The organism is Rhizobium sp. ZPR4 (assembly GCF_040215725.1).
Classification (GTDB): domain Bacteria; phylum Pseudomonadota; class Alphaproteobacteria; order Rhizobiales; family Rhizobiaceae; genus Rhizobium; species Rhizobium rhizogenes_D.
Map to the genome: position 1 here is coordinate 70416 of NZ_CP157971.1, position 13210 is coordinate 83625.

At 59.2% G+C, this 13210-nt stretch carries 13 protein-coding genes; 11 read left to right on the top strand and 2 right to left on the bottom strand.

Translation table 11 applies throughout. The annotated features are described in order from the left end of the window. The first annotated feature begins 2 nt into the window (after window positions 1–2). Window positions 3–1439 carry a methyl-accepting chemotaxis protein gene (locus ABOK31_RS34615; RefSeq protein WP_349963210.1) on the top strand — a complete coding sequence of 479 codons (1437 nt, stop codon included), beginning with the start codon at window positions 3–5 and terminating at the stop codon, window positions 1437–1439. A 99-nt stretch (window positions 1440–1538) separates the two neighbouring features. Here the strand turns inward: ABOK31_RS34615 and tam are convergent, their stop codons facing one another. Next, window positions 1539–2312 (bottom strand): trans-aconitate 2-methyltransferase, encoded by a 774-nt coding sequence (tam, locus tag ABOK31_RS34620; protein ID WP_349963211.1) that lies wholly within the window; start codon window positions 2310–2312, stop codon window positions 1539–1541. A 79-nt stretch (window positions 2313–2391) separates the two neighbouring features. Here tam and ABOK31_RS34625 point away from each other — a divergent pair, with 79 nt between their 5' ends. Continuing rightward, window positions 2392–3141 (top strand): transporter substrate-binding domain-containing protein, encoded by a 750-nt coding sequence (locus ABOK31_RS34625; RefSeq protein WP_349963212.1) that lies wholly within the window; start codon window positions 2392–2394, stop codon window positions 3139–3141. 60 nt (window positions 3142–3201) lie between these two features. Continuing rightward, window positions 3202–4131, top strand: coding sequence for a GntR family transcriptional regulator (locus tag ABOK31_RS34630; RefSeq protein WP_349963213.1), 930 nt, complete (start codon window positions 3202–3204; stop codon window positions 4129–4131). A gap of 6 nt (window positions 4132–4137) precedes the next feature. On the opposite strand, the gene ABOK31_RS34635 is transcribed toward ABOK31_RS34630, so the two are convergent. Next, window positions 4138–5016: a GntR family transcriptional regulator gene (locus ABOK31_RS34635; RefSeq protein ID WP_349963214.1), complete on the bottom strand. Its 879-nt coding sequence runs from the start codon at window positions 5014–5016 to the stop codon at window positions 4138–4140. A gap of 198 nt (window positions 5017–5214) precedes the next feature. Between ABOK31_RS34635 and ABOK31_RS34640 the strand changes: the two genes are divergently transcribed. From ABOK31_RS34640 to ABOK31_RS34675, 8 genes are all read left to right on the top strand, one after another. Then, window positions 5215–6066, top strand: a complete 852-nt coding sequence (locus tag ABOK31_RS34640) for an amidohydrolase family protein (RefSeq protein ID WP_349963300.1) — start codon at window positions 5215–5217, stop codon at window positions 6064–6066. 39 nt (window positions 6067–6105) lie between these two features. Further along, window positions 6106–7452 (top strand): 2-hydroxycarboxylate transporter family protein, encoded by a 1347-nt coding sequence (locus tag ABOK31_RS34645; protein WP_349963215.1) that lies wholly within the window; start codon window positions 6106–6108, stop codon window positions 7450–7452. A gap of 28 nt (window positions 7453–7480) precedes the next feature. Further along, window positions 7481–8566, top strand: a complete 1086-nt coding sequence (locus ABOK31_RS34650) for an isocitrate/isopropylmalate dehydrogenase family protein (RefSeq protein WP_349963216.1) — start codon at window positions 7481–7483, stop codon at window positions 8564–8566. 21 nt (window positions 8567–8587) lie between these two features. Next, entirely contained in the window at window positions 8588–9967 is a 1380-nt protein-coding gene (locus tag ABOK31_RS34655; RefSeq protein ID WP_349963217.1) for an NAD-dependent succinate-semialdehyde dehydrogenase, read from the top strand. 7 nt (window positions 9968–9974) lie between these two features. Further along, entirely contained in the window at window positions 9975–10385 is a 411-nt protein-coding gene (locus ABOK31_RS34660) for a cupin domain-containing protein (RefSeq protein WP_349963218.1), read from the top strand. Further along, the gene (locus ABOK31_RS34665) at window positions 10382–10684 is read left to right on the top strand and encodes an antibiotic biosynthesis monooxygenase family protein (protein WP_349963219.1); all 303 of its coding nucleotides are present in this window, start codon (window positions 10382–10384) and stop codon (window positions 10682–10684) included. The genes ABOK31_RS34660 and ABOK31_RS34665 overlap by 4 nt, the downstream gene beginning before the upstream one ends. A 225-nt stretch (window positions 10685–10909) precedes the next feature. Further along, window positions 10910–12004 carry an isocitrate/isopropylmalate dehydrogenase family protein gene (locus ABOK31_RS34670; protein ID WP_349963220.1) on the top strand — a complete coding sequence of 365 codons (1095 nt, stop codon included), beginning with the start codon at window positions 10910–10912 and terminating at the stop codon, window positions 12002–12004. Between the two features lie 102 nt (window positions 12005–12106). Next, on the top strand, window positions 12107–13204 hold the full coding sequence (locus ABOK31_RS34675; protein ID WP_349963221.1) for an ABC transporter substrate-binding protein: 1098 nt from the start codon (window positions 12107–12109) through the stop codon (window positions 13202–13204). Window positions 13205–13210 lie beyond the last annotated feature (6 nt).

A 13210-nucleotide genomic window follows, 5' to 3' on the forward strand; every position in this document is an offset into this window, starting at 1 on the left:
CAATGGTCGCGGCAAAGGCCAACCGGGATATGAACGCTTTGGCGGTGTTGGGTGCGGTCGATCCAAAAATCGATGACTTGTCGACGCGGCTCCGTGAATGGAACGAGAACATGGAGGCGCGTGTCTCCGGCGGCGTTGCCGACCTGTCCGCGCAAAACATCAACTCAATCGTCGGCAGTGGTGCGGTGCTGGCCTTTGCGATCATCGCAGCCATTTTCGGATCGATGGCGCTGGCGTCGGTAGCTATCGTTGCTCCGATCCAGCGCTTGCGTCAAAAGATGATGCGCTTGGCTGAAGGCGATCTCACAGTTGCGATCGATGAAACGGCTCGCGGTGACGAAATCGGCAGTATGGCGAAGAGTGTCGAGGTCTTCCAGGATAACGCTCGTCAGCGAGTAGCCCTGGAAGCGTCAGCTCGGCAGAAGGATCAGGAACTGGAGACGAGCCGCCGCTCGGTTGATGCGGAGAAGGCCGCGCATGCCCGTGATGTTGAAACCGCGGTTTCGACGTTGGCGGGTGCGCTGGGAAGACTGGCAGACGGCGATCTCAGTAACCGCATCGAATTGCCTTTCGGGGCCGGCCTCGATCGTGTGAGGCTGGATTTCAACGCCGCGGTGGACAAGCTTGAAAATACATTGCGCGCTGTTGGGGCAAATGCCCGTTCCATCGAAGCAAGTGCCATTGAAATTCGCGGTGCTGCGGATGAGCTTGCCCAACGGACCGAGCAGCAAGCCGCTTCGGTCGAGGAAACTGCGGCCGCGTTGGAAGAGATCACCACCGCAACTCGTGATGCTACGACCAGAGCCGAAGAAGCAGAGGGACTGGTGCGGCAGGCCCGTGAATCGGCGCAGGCTTCAGGTTCGATCGTCCAGCGAACGGTCGGAGCCATGAAAGCCATCGAAACCTCCTCGGTCGAGATCGGCAGTATCATTGGCGTCATCGACGAAATCGCTTTTCAGACCAACCTCCTTGCGCTCAACGCTGGCGTCGAGGCGGCTCGCGCCGGCGAGGCAGGCAAGGGATTTGCGGTCGTAGCGCAAGAGGTGCGAGAACTCGCACAACGATCGGCACAGGCGGCGCGAGAGATCAAAGCCCTGATCACCACCTCCAGCGAGCAAGTCCGGTCGGGCGTCGGACTTGTGAGCGAAACCGGAGATGCGCTGCAGGCGATTGTCGCCCGCGTCGAAGATATCAGCGGACGAGTGCGAGCCATTGCGACCTCGGCGAAAGAACAGCTCGTCGGCCTGCAGGAAATCAACGGTGCGGTAACAACCATTGACCAGACAACCCAACGTAATGCCGCCATGGTCGAAGAATCGACCGCGGCAAGCCATGCGCTATCTGGCGACATACAGGCGCTGACCAGTCTTCTCTCGCAGTTCCGCCTGTCGGATTTCAACGAACGTGACCGTCAAAGCGTCCTGGCTCACGCCGCGTAGCGCAGAGGATCATATTGAGGGAAGATGACAGCGATCGGGAGATCGCTGTCATCGCTTCTGAAGCTGAAAGAGCCAACTTCAGTCGGTTGAACTTTTAAGCTACCGCACAGCGACCAGGAAGATCCGTGGGAATGCAAGAAGGACTGTGCCGTCGGGAAGCACGGGATAGCTTTCCTTCAACAGCGCTTCATAACGTTCCAGATACGCAAGCCGGTCATCGTTTGGAAGGCGGCTGAGATAGGGGAGAAGTCCCGTGCTCTTGAACCACTCGACGATCCCATCCAACCCCTGCAACGGATGGTGATAGGTTGTGCGCCAGATATCGACCTGGCGTGCCTGCGATTTTAGGATGGACCAATATTCCGTAGCGCTTAGTATCGTGGTGCGTTCGCTGTTCGCCGCTGCCAGCCGATCAGACCATCTTGGGTCGGAAGCTGCCACCCGCATGCTGACGTGTGATGGTTCATCCAGATTATCAGGCATCTGCACTGCCAATGTTCCGCCAGCTTGCAGGCTGCCGATCAGTCGAGGCAAAAGCGTTTGATGATCCGGGAGCCATTGCAAGACAGCATTGGCGAATATTACGTCTTGCGGGGCTTTCGGCGCCCAGGCGCTAACGTCGGCCTCATGAAACATACATTCGGGAAGGCGTTGTCGTGCCGCCTCGATCATCTTTGGTGACGAGTCCATGCCGGTAATGACACGAGCGCCATATCGCGCGGCAAGCAACGCAGTGGAGTTGCCCGGACCGCAACCAAGGTCGGTCACATGCGCAGGATTTTCGTTCACGACGCGTGCGAGTAGGTCGATCGAGGGTCGGGTTCGATGATCTTCAAACTTGAGATATGATGATGGTGACCAGACGTCGGTCATGAGCATGCTCCACTCTTGCAATTATTGCATTTGTACATCAAGAAGTGCAATGATGTGAAGCAGAGTTAAGGAGTGCGCCATGGTTTTCGAATTGTCTCGCGAAGAAGCAGGCGAGCTAGCACCCGACGGCGCGTTGCGCGTCGCAGTCGCGGTTGGTCCCGCAACGTCGGCCGTCTGGTGCGTTCGAAACCCCGATACCGGAAAACCTGAAGGTGTCGCAGTCTCTCTTGCCAAGGCAATCGCCGACAAGACTGGGCTTGGCTTGGCACTCGTGGAATTCGAAAGCTCCGGCGATATCGTCGAGAAAGCATCGTCCGGCCTTTGGTCCCTTTCCTTCGTACCGATCGACGACGATCGGCGCAGCAAACTGTCGGTGGGTCCCGACTATTATATCGGCGTCAGCACTTTCATGACCAGGTCGGATGAGTTTCAGTCGGTTGATGACGTCGATCGCGAGGGGGTGAACGTCGCCGGCATCACGGGCACCGCGACCTATCGAAGTGCAGCACGTTTCCTCAAACGCGCGCAACTGAGCGCGACGTCATCGCTGGAAGTGGCGATGAGCCTGTTCAAATCTCGGCAGATCGACGCGCTGGCGCTAGGCAAGGAATCGATCTTGAGTGCTGTCGCCAACATGCCCGGCGCTCACGCCGTGGCCGGACATTTTCATGAGGCCGGGACCGCGATCGTCGTGCCTTTGGGTCACCCACACGCGCTTGCCGCTGCTTCTCGAATGATTGAGGCGCTCAAAGCCGATGGAACGGTTCGGGCGGCTTTCGATGCGGTCGGGATGGCTCATGCCGATGTAGCGCCACCAAGGGCTGTTTAACAACGGCGCAAATTGACGTATGACCGTCACCGAGGAACACTATCGAGAGCATATCCTGGAATGCGCGTAAGCCAGCTAGCCACGAACATCGCAAGGGAAATTGGCGAACTGATCCGAACCGGCGAGTTGCAGGTGGATGCACATCTGAGTACGCAGGGCTTGGCGGACCGTTTCGGGGTCTCTCGCTCGCCGGTGCGCGAGGCGATGCAGATGCTCAACGATCAGGGGTTGCTCGAACAGAAGCCCAATCGGGGCTTCTTCGTCAAGTCCGGTATCGCGCCCGAGGCGCAGAAGGATCCTGACGAACCGCTTCCTGAGCCGATGAGTGACTATCATCGTCTCTCAGAGGATTGGCTGACCGACCGGATCCCGGCCGACGTGACAGAGCAGATGCTTCGCGAGCGATACGGGCTGACGAAGACCCAGCTCTCAGATATTCTCATGCGAGCATCGCGCGAGGGCTGGGCCGAGCCAAAGCAAGGCTATGGCTGGCGCTTCCTGCCAGTTGCGAAGACGCCGGAATCCTTTGAGCAGATTTACCGGTTTCGAATGCTTATCGAGCCGGCCGCCATGCTCGAGCCGACCTTCATGCTCGATCGCAAGATCATAGACGAGCAGCGGCGCATTCAGGAGCGGATGCTGGCGACCGACATCTCCAGCTTGCCGGCCGAGCGGCTGCTGCACAACGGCTCCCTTTTTCATGAAGAGCTGATCAAACTTTCCGGCAACCCGTTCTTTTACATTTCGCTCGTTCGCGTGAACCGAATGCGGCGCCTCCTCGAATACCGCTCGAAGGTCGACCGTGATCGCCTGATGGTCCAATGTCAGGACCACCTTGCGATCCTGACCCTGCTCGAGAAGGGAGAGATTGTGGAGGCCTCTTATGCGATGAGACGCCATCTCGGTGGTGCGCTTTCGAGGAAATCCCCCTTGCTGTGGTCTAAAGAAGCCGGGGCGACGCGCCAGGTGAAGGAAGAGCAAGAGCAGTGACGCCACCTAATCGGCCACGGTCTTCATCACGCTGACGGAAGAGAGGTGGTTCGTCATGAACTCGGACGCCTCGACCATCCGCCCCTGCAGCAGCAGATCGGCAAGCCGTACGTGTTCGCGACACCTGACGATCGCATATTTGCGATTGAGCGATTGGCGATATTCGATCAGCCGGCGCAGCCTGTCGATCCGCTTCAAGGATTCGATGAAGAACAGGTTGTGACTGCATTCGATGATTGCTTCGTGCAGCCGGCTGTTGATGTCGAACAGATCAGGATTGGAGACGTCCCAGATCTCGCCGTCGATCAGGCGCTGCTGATGCTGGCGACAATCTTCAAGCGATGAGCGGTTGAGGACGAATGTCGGCTCGAGAATTGCCGCCGGCTCGATTGTCAGCCGGAAGCGATAGCTGTCCTTGTAGGCCTGCATCGAGGTGAGCATCGGCAGGAATTCCCAACCGTGGCCCGGAAGGCGATCGATCCAGCCTTCTCCCGCGATCCGCCTGAGAACCCGCCCGAGATGGGCTTTGGTCAACCCGTATCGCCGCGCGAGCTCGCTTTCCGTGACCTTGTCCGGAAGATTGCCGGAAAGCCGGTCACTGGCAATCTTCATATAGGCGTCGTCGTCGTCGTCGGATCGCGGCTCCGTCAGGCTTGCGGGAACAGTCCGACCATCCCAGTCGACATAGAAGCCACCGGTTTCGGCCGTTTTCACAAGACCCTGTTCCTCAAGGATCTTTAGTGCACTGCGCACCGGCGATCGGGACACCTTCAAATGCTCGGCGAGCTTGCGCTCCACCAGACGCATGCCGTTCGGCTCGTCGTGCGCGCGCACATATTCGACGATCTTGGACGCAAGATGATTGATTAAAGGCGTTGAATTCACGAGATCTCGGTCGCTCCGGTTTTTCCTTGCCGTTCAGGCACATAAGCAGATTTCACGCTGGATTAAAACCACCATCGCGTCAAATGATGGTTTTTTTAGATTGCAAAATACCAAAACGAATGTATGGTCTGCCCAGCTTTGGAGGAGCCGGGATTGGATTTTACTCAACATAAAGCCTTTCATAGGCCGTCAGTCGCGATGCCGCTGGCATGCGATAGCCATGTGCATGTGTTCGACCCCGAGCGGTTCGCCTATGCGTCAGGCCGCGCTTACACCCCGGGTCGAGCGACCTGTCGGGACCTGGCCGCGTTTATGCATTCGATCGGCACTGAGAGGGTGGTTCTCGTCCAGCCGAGCGTTTACGGAACCGACAATTCCTGCCTGCTGGACGCCCTGGCGCATTTCGGCGATGCAGCCAGAGGCGTGGCGGTCGTCGATCCGGACAGCGCGACTGACGAGACCATTGCCATACTCGGCCAGGCCGGCGTGAAGGCGCTCAGGGTCAATTTCGAGGCGGCACCTGGAACAATACGCAGATCGCCCCCCGATATGCTGCGCAGCACCTCGGGCAGGGCGGCTGCCCATTCGATGAAGGTGCAGCTCTTCCTGAACCTTTCGGATTGCGCACGCCTAAGGCCGCTCATCGAGGAGATCGCCGTCGATGTCGTTCTTGATCATTTCGCTGCCCTGAACACCACAGCAGGCGTCGGCGGAGATGATTTTCAGGCGCTTCTTCAGATGGTCCGTGACGGCCATGTCTGGGTAAAATTGTCGGCGCCCTATCGCGTGGCCGCCGCGACGTCCGCGGAAGATCTTCGTCCATTCGTCGAGGCTCTTATCGAGGCCAATCCCGATCGTCTCGTCTGGGCGTCGGACTGGCCGCATACCGGCGGTGGCCGCGAGCGCGCCACGCGCGACGTCAATGTAATCGAACCTTTCCGTGAGATCGACGACGGCGCCGACCTCGATCGGCTGTTTGGTTGGCTTGGCGACGCTGAGCTCTACCGCAAGATCCTCGTCGAGAATGCCAAGACCCTGTTCGAATTCTAAAACATCTCAGGTCGCATCGTCGACCGAGGGGAGGACACCATGACTTATCATCCGGCCCAAGGGGCAATAGCAAAAGAGCCGACCGAGCGTCCCGGGCGCCGCGAGCGCTGGTGGCGCCTTATGGACATCGATGTCGGCATCATACCCTTGCCAGTCTACGTACTTCTGGTTTGCCTGCTGGCGATCTTCGTGTGGCAAGGTCTGATCAATGGCGAGATCGCCATGGTCATCGGCATCATGGCGAGTTTTGCCTTCACCCTTGGTGCGATCGGCAACAACGCACCTGTCATCCGCAACATCGGCGGGGGCGCTGTGCTCGTCACCTTCGTTCCCTCTTATCTCGCCTACAAGGGGTGGATCCCACCCCAGGCTGTCTCGGTCGTCAGCGACTTCTTCAAATCCACCAACGTGCTCAGTCTCTTTATCGCCGCCGTCATCGTGGGCTCCATCCTCAGCATGGACCGCGATACGCTGATCAAGGGATTTGCCAAAATCTTCGTTCCCCTGGCCGCGGGGTCGCTCGTTGCCGCTCTGGTCGGCGTCACCGTCGGCACCTCCTTGGGGCTCGGCGCGCAGCACACCTTGTTCAACATCGTCGTTCCGATTATGGCCGGCGGCGTGGGCGAAGGCGCAATTCCCCTCTCGCTCGGTTATGCCGGGATCACGGGACAAGACCACGGCGCCATCCTTGCCCAGCTCCTGCCGGCGATCCTTGTCGGCAATCTGACAGCAATCATACTAGCGGGTGCCCTCAATTCACTCGGCAAGCGCTATCCGGCTCTGACGGGCAACGGTGTTCTCCAGCCCAACAACAACGACGAAGGTATTGTGCTTCTCGACAGCGGCAAGACGGACGGCAACGTGCAGAATATCGCAGCCGCCGCGATGACTGCGGTAACGCTCTACCTGACGGGCGTTCTCGCCTTCAAACTGCTCGGTTTCCCGGCCCCGGTCGTCATGCTGTTCCTCGCGGTGATGCTGAAGCTTGCCCATGGCGTCTCGCCGCGCCTGCAAACCGGATCCTACACCGTCTACAAATTCTGCCTGACCGCAGTTGCCTATCCGATGCTGTTTGCATTCGGCGTCGTGCTGACGCCATGGGACAAGCTGGTTGCCGGTTTTGCGCCCGCAAATCTCATCACGATCATGGCGACAGTCACGGCGATGGTCGTCACCGGCTTCATCACCGCGCGCTTTGTCAACCTGCATCCTGTCGAGAGTGCCATCGTCACCGGATGCCACAGCGGCATGGGCGGAGCCGGCGACATTGCGATCCTTTCCGCAAGCAATCGTATGCGATTGATGCCTTTTGCACAGATCGCGACCCGCATCGGCGGCGGCATCACCGTGACGCTGGCACTTCTGGCCATGGCCACCCTGCACTAACCCTCAACTGACAATGGAAGCCCCCACCATGAAAATTCTCGTACTCCCAGGCGACGGTATCGGTCCGGAGATTACTGAAGCGACCCTGCAGGTGCTGCGCGTCGCAGATCGCACACTCTCGCTCAACCTCGAATTTGAAAGCCAGGATATCGGACTGGCCTCGCTTGCCGCCGAGGGCACGACCCTTCCTGAAAAGGTCATGAAAGCGATCCCCGCCTCGGACGGTGTCATTCTCGGACCGGTATCGCACTATGACTATCCAACCCGTGACAAGGGCGGCATCAATCCGTCCGGTGAGCTACGCGTCGTCTTCGAACTCTACGCGAATGTGCGTCCTTGCCGCTCGCGGCCGGAACTGACCGTGCTTCGCAAGCCGATGGACCTCATCCTCGTTCGCGAGAACACGGAAGGGTTCTACTCCGACCGTAACATGTTTGCCGGCTCGGGCGAGTTCATGCCCGATCCGGATCTGGCGCTTTCCATTCGCAAGATCACCGCAAAGGGATCGGCGCGTGTCGCGCGTGCTGCATTCGAAATCGCAAGGGGCCGTCGCAAGAAGGTGACCGCGGTTCACAAGGCCAATGTGGTGAAACTGTCGGACGGCCTGTTCCTTCGCGAAGTCCGCAAGGTGGCGCAGGACTACCCGGATGTCGAACTTGAGGAGCTGATTGTCGATGCCGCAGCCGCGCTGCTGATCCGTCGGCCTGACAGCTTCGACGTCATGGTCACCACGAACATGTTCGGCGACATCCTCTCCGACGAGGCATCGGAACTGTGCGGCAGCCTTGGGCTCGGCGGTTCGATCAATGCGGGCGATGAGATCTGCGTCGCACAGGCCCAACATGGTTCGGCGCCTGACATCGCTGGCCAGAATGTCGCCAATCCGGCCTCGCTCATTCTGTCCGCCGCGATGCTTCTCGACTGGAGGGGCCGGCGCGATGGCAATTTTCGCCTGACCCAGGCGGCCGCAGCCATTGAACAAGCCGTCGAGACAGCGCTCGACAATCCGTCCGTTCGCACCCGCGACATCGGTGGGACCGCGACGACCGACGTCTTTACGAACGCGGTTTGCGATGCGCTCGAGCGCGTTTGCTCCACTACCCATGCAGCGTGATCCAGGAAAAGTGAGAGAACAATGATCTCGTCCGTCAACCCGACAAACGGTAAACAGCTTGCGACCTTCGAACTCCACACGGAGGCCGAGGTCGAACAGGCTCTGACTGCGGCCGTCAAGGCCCAGGCGCTATGGAAGAAGGTGCCCGTCAGCGAACGGGTCACCCTCCTGAAGTCGATGGCGCGTGTTCTGCGCGAAGAAAAACACAGGCTGGCCGAAATGACGACCAGGGAGATGGGCAAGCCCATCGCCGAGTCAGAGGCAGAAATCGAAAAATGTGCCTATAACTGCGATTTCTACGCCGAGCACGCCGCCGGCTATCTTGCCGATGAAGAGGTTCCCTCGAACGCGAGCGAGAGTGTCGTCGCCTTCGACCCCCTTGGGGTGGTGCTCGCCATCATGCCGTGGAACTATCCGTTCTGGCAGTTCTTCCGGTTCGCAGCTCCCGCTCTTGCTGCGGGCAACGGCGCGATCCTCAAGCATGCCAACAATGTTCCCGAATGCGCGCTGGCAATTCGAGACGTCATGGAAAAGGCCGGCTGCCCGTCCGGTCTGTTCTCGACCATCCTGATCGACGCCTCCAAGGTCGCCGGACTGATCGCCGACGATCGGATTGCGGCCGTCACCCTGACCGGATCGACCGAGGTCGGCGCCATCGTTGCAAGCCAGGCCGGCCAGGCGCTGAAAAAGCAGGTGCTTGAACTCGGCGGCTCGGATCCGTTCATCGTTCTCGCCGATGCCGACCTCGAACAGGCAGCAACCGTTGCGGTCAAGGCGCGCTACATCAATGTCGGTCAGTCCTGCGTCAACGCCAAGCGCTTCATTGTCGAGGAGAGCGTGGCCGATCGCTTCGTCGAATTGTTCTGTGAGGCCGCCAAGGCGCTGAAGATTGGCGATCCGATGGAACGGGATACGAATATCGGCCCGATGGCGCGGGAGAACCTGCGCGCCACGCTTCATCGCCAGGTGGAAGCGACAGTCAAAGCCGGTGGCGTGCTGAAACTCGGCGGCAAGCCGGTGGAAGGCGATGGCTTTTTCTACCCGCCGACCGTCATCGACAATGTTCGCCCCGACATGACCGCGTTCCGTGAAGAAACATTCGGTCCCGTGGCGGCCATCATCCGCGTGAAAGATGCGGTCGAGGCGATCGCGATGGCGAACGATACCGAATTTGGTCTTGGAGCGGCACTGTGGACGCGCGACATCGCGCGCGCCAAGACGCTTTCCCGCCAGATCGATGCAGGTGCCGTGTTCATCAACGGCATGGTCGCATCCGACCCCCGCTACCCATTCGGCGGGATCAAGCGATCGGGCTATGGCCGGGAACTCGGCGTCTATGGCATCCGCGAGTTCGTCAACATCAAGACAGTCTGGATCGGACCCGCGAAGGCAGTGAAGTGAGAGCGGTATGACACAGGCAGCTATTCTTCGACCAAAGGAACTGAAAACCAATGACCGCGGCGGCGGCGCCCGCACGACGCCGCTGGTCACCCGCGGTTGTGGTTCGACCAGCATGATCAACGGCATCACGGCATTCGATCCCGGGGCGGCGATCGGTCTTCACAAGCACAATTGCGAAGAAAGCGTCATGGTGCTCGATGGCACCGCGATTGCCGAGATCGACGGTGTGCAGCACAGACTGCAAGCAAACGATACGACCTGGATTCCGGCCGACGTACCGCACAGGTTCATCAATGCCTCGGACAGCGAACCGATGCGCATCTTCTGGACCTACGCCTCAGTCGATGCCACCCGCACGATGATCGCCAGCGGCGAAACGCGCACCATTGATGCGGAACATGGAAAGAAGACGCCATGATTATCGAGCGCGCAAGACTTTCCATCAAGCCCGAACTGGCCGACGCGTTTGGCGATATCTTTGAAGACGTTGCTCCGCTGTTTCTGGCGGCAAAGGGCTGCAAAGGCGTGCGGTTCGAACGGTCGATCGAAGAGCCGGCCACCTACTATCTCGTGGTCGACTGGGAAACGCTTGAAGATCATATGGTGGTCTTCCGGGGTTCGGACGATTTCCAGAAGTGGCGGGCGGCCGCAGGTGGCTTCTTTGCCGCGCCGCCTCTGGTCGAGCATGTAAGTGTTACGAAAAGCGCGAGCGTGTAGGACGTCTGTGAACCGGGATCCCAGGCTGGCAGGTCGATAAACAGGTACCCGACCGCCGCGACCGGCGGTCGGGGAGGGAAATGCCGCGCCGATCTGTCGCGGAATACGCACCAAAAAAACTTGAGTGTGGCTGCAGATTCAATATTGCATTTCAATCTATAAAAAGCCAATCTGTGCGCGTGATGACGACGACGGACATCCGCCGTCTCTAGGGAGATCAATTCAATGAGAATCATGGTTACGCCGTGCGACGGCATCGGTCCGGAAATCACCGCTGCGACAATGGAAGTGCTCCAGGCGACGGATAAGGCGTTCGGCCTGGACCTGACCTTTGACTACGAAGACACCGGTTTCACGAGCCTTGAGAAGTTCGGCACGACGCTGCGCGACGAGGTCATCGAGCGGGCTCGCGGTTATGACGGAATCATCCTTGGACCGCAGTCGCACATGGACTACCCGGCGCGCGACAAGGGTGGCGTCAATGTGTCGGCGGGCTTCCGCGTCAAGCTCGACCTCTACGCGAACGTTCGCCCGGCACGCTCGCGCTCGTTCCTGAACAATTCGAAGACGATGGACCTCGTGATCATGCGCGAGGCAACCGAAGGCTTTTACCCGGACCGCAACATGGTGGCGGGAACCGGCGAGTTCATGCCAACTGAAGATGTGGCGCTTTCGGTGCGCAAGATCACCGCAAAGGCCTGCGAACGCATCGCTCGCCAGGCATTCCTGCTCGCGATGAAGCGCGACAAGCGGGTGACTGCGGTTCACAAGGCCAACAATTTCATCCTGACCGACGGCCTGTTCATGAAGCAGGTGCGCAAGGTCGCTGAAGAGTTTCCGGAAGTGAAGCTCAACGATTTCATCATCGATGCCATGGCCGCGCATCTCGTTCGCGACCCCTCGCGCTTCGACGTGATCGTGACAACCAACTTCTATGCGGACATTCTGTCTGACCTCGCAAGCGAACTGTCTGGAAGTCTCGGCCTTGCCGGTTCCATTAACGCCAATGCCGAGCTCGGCCTCGTGTGCGCCCAGGCGCAGCACGGCTCTGCACCCGACATCCAGAACCAGAACATCGCAAACCCGACCTCGCTCATCCTGTCGGCGGCGATGATGCTGAGCTGGCTCGGCGAACAGCGTGGCCTGCCGAACTTCGAAGCAGCCGGCGCCGAAATCGAGCGCGCTGTCGATGAGGTGCTGGCAAATCCGGCCAGCCGTACGCGTGACCTTGGCGGCAACGTCAACACCGATGCCTTCGGCTCGCTCGTGGCACAGGCAATCGGCACGGGCTCGACCGAAAGGAAGGTCGCTAACGCCTGATCTGGTTTTCTGGCTGATTGAAGCCAATCAAAGGTTCGGGGGCGCGTTGTGCGCCCTCGGAGTTATCGCCCGGAGGAGACTGGGCATTTTGGGAGAAGAGACATGAATTCGTATATTTCCTCGAAAGGACTTGCGGCCGCCGCCGTGCTGTCGCTCATGACGTCTGTCGCTTTCGCGCAGGAGGTCCCGGCAGGATATCCCGCAGACTACGCCTCCATCATCGATGCCGCCAAGAAGGAAGGAACAGTATCCGTATACACGTCGACGGATGCCGCCCAATCTCAGAAGCTGCAGGACGCTTTCACCAAGAAGTACGGAATTAAGATCGCTTATAACGATCTGGGTACCAATGGCGCCTACAACCAGGTGATTTCGGAAGCGGCTGCTGGCCAGACTACCGCCGACGTCGTCTGGAGTTCGGCGATGGACCTGCAGATGACGCTTGTCCAGGATGGCTACGCCGACGAATACAAGTCGCCTGAAGCAGGTAAGCTGCCTGCCTGGGCCGACTACAAGAACACCCTCTATGCCACGACGGTTGAGCCAATCGGTGTCATCTACAACACCAAGGCGCTGACCGAGGATAAGCTTCCAAAAACCTATGCCGACATGATTACCTTCCTGAAGGACAATAAGTCGACGCTTCAGGGCAAGGTCGCGACGTTCGATCCTGAAAAGAGCGGTTCGGGCTTCCTGCATCACTCCAACGATGCACGCAATCGTAAGGATTTCTGGGACCTCGCCAAGGCCATGGGTGACGATGGCGCCAAGATCTATTCGAGCTCCGGCGGCATGAAGGAAACCGTGGTTTCCGGCGAGAACGTCATCGCGATCAACATCATTGGCTCCTACGCACTTCAATGGGTCAAGGAAAGCCCGAATCTCGGCGTGCATTTCGCGACCGATTATACCCCGGCTTTCTCGCGCCTTGCGATGAAGACCAAGGATGCACCGCATCCGAATGCCGCCAAGCTTCTGATCGACTTCATGCTGTCGTCGGAAGGCCAGTCGCTGCTTGCCGAGAGCGGTCTGCCGTCCGTGCGCGAGGACGTTACCGCCGGCCTCAACATCAAGACGCTGAACGAACGCGTCGGCGGTGGATTGAAGCCGATCGCTGTCGACGAAGGTGTCTTGGAATACATGGACCAGATGAAGCGCGTGCAGTTCCTCAACGATTGGAAAGCCGCCCTCGGCCGCTGAGGTCTA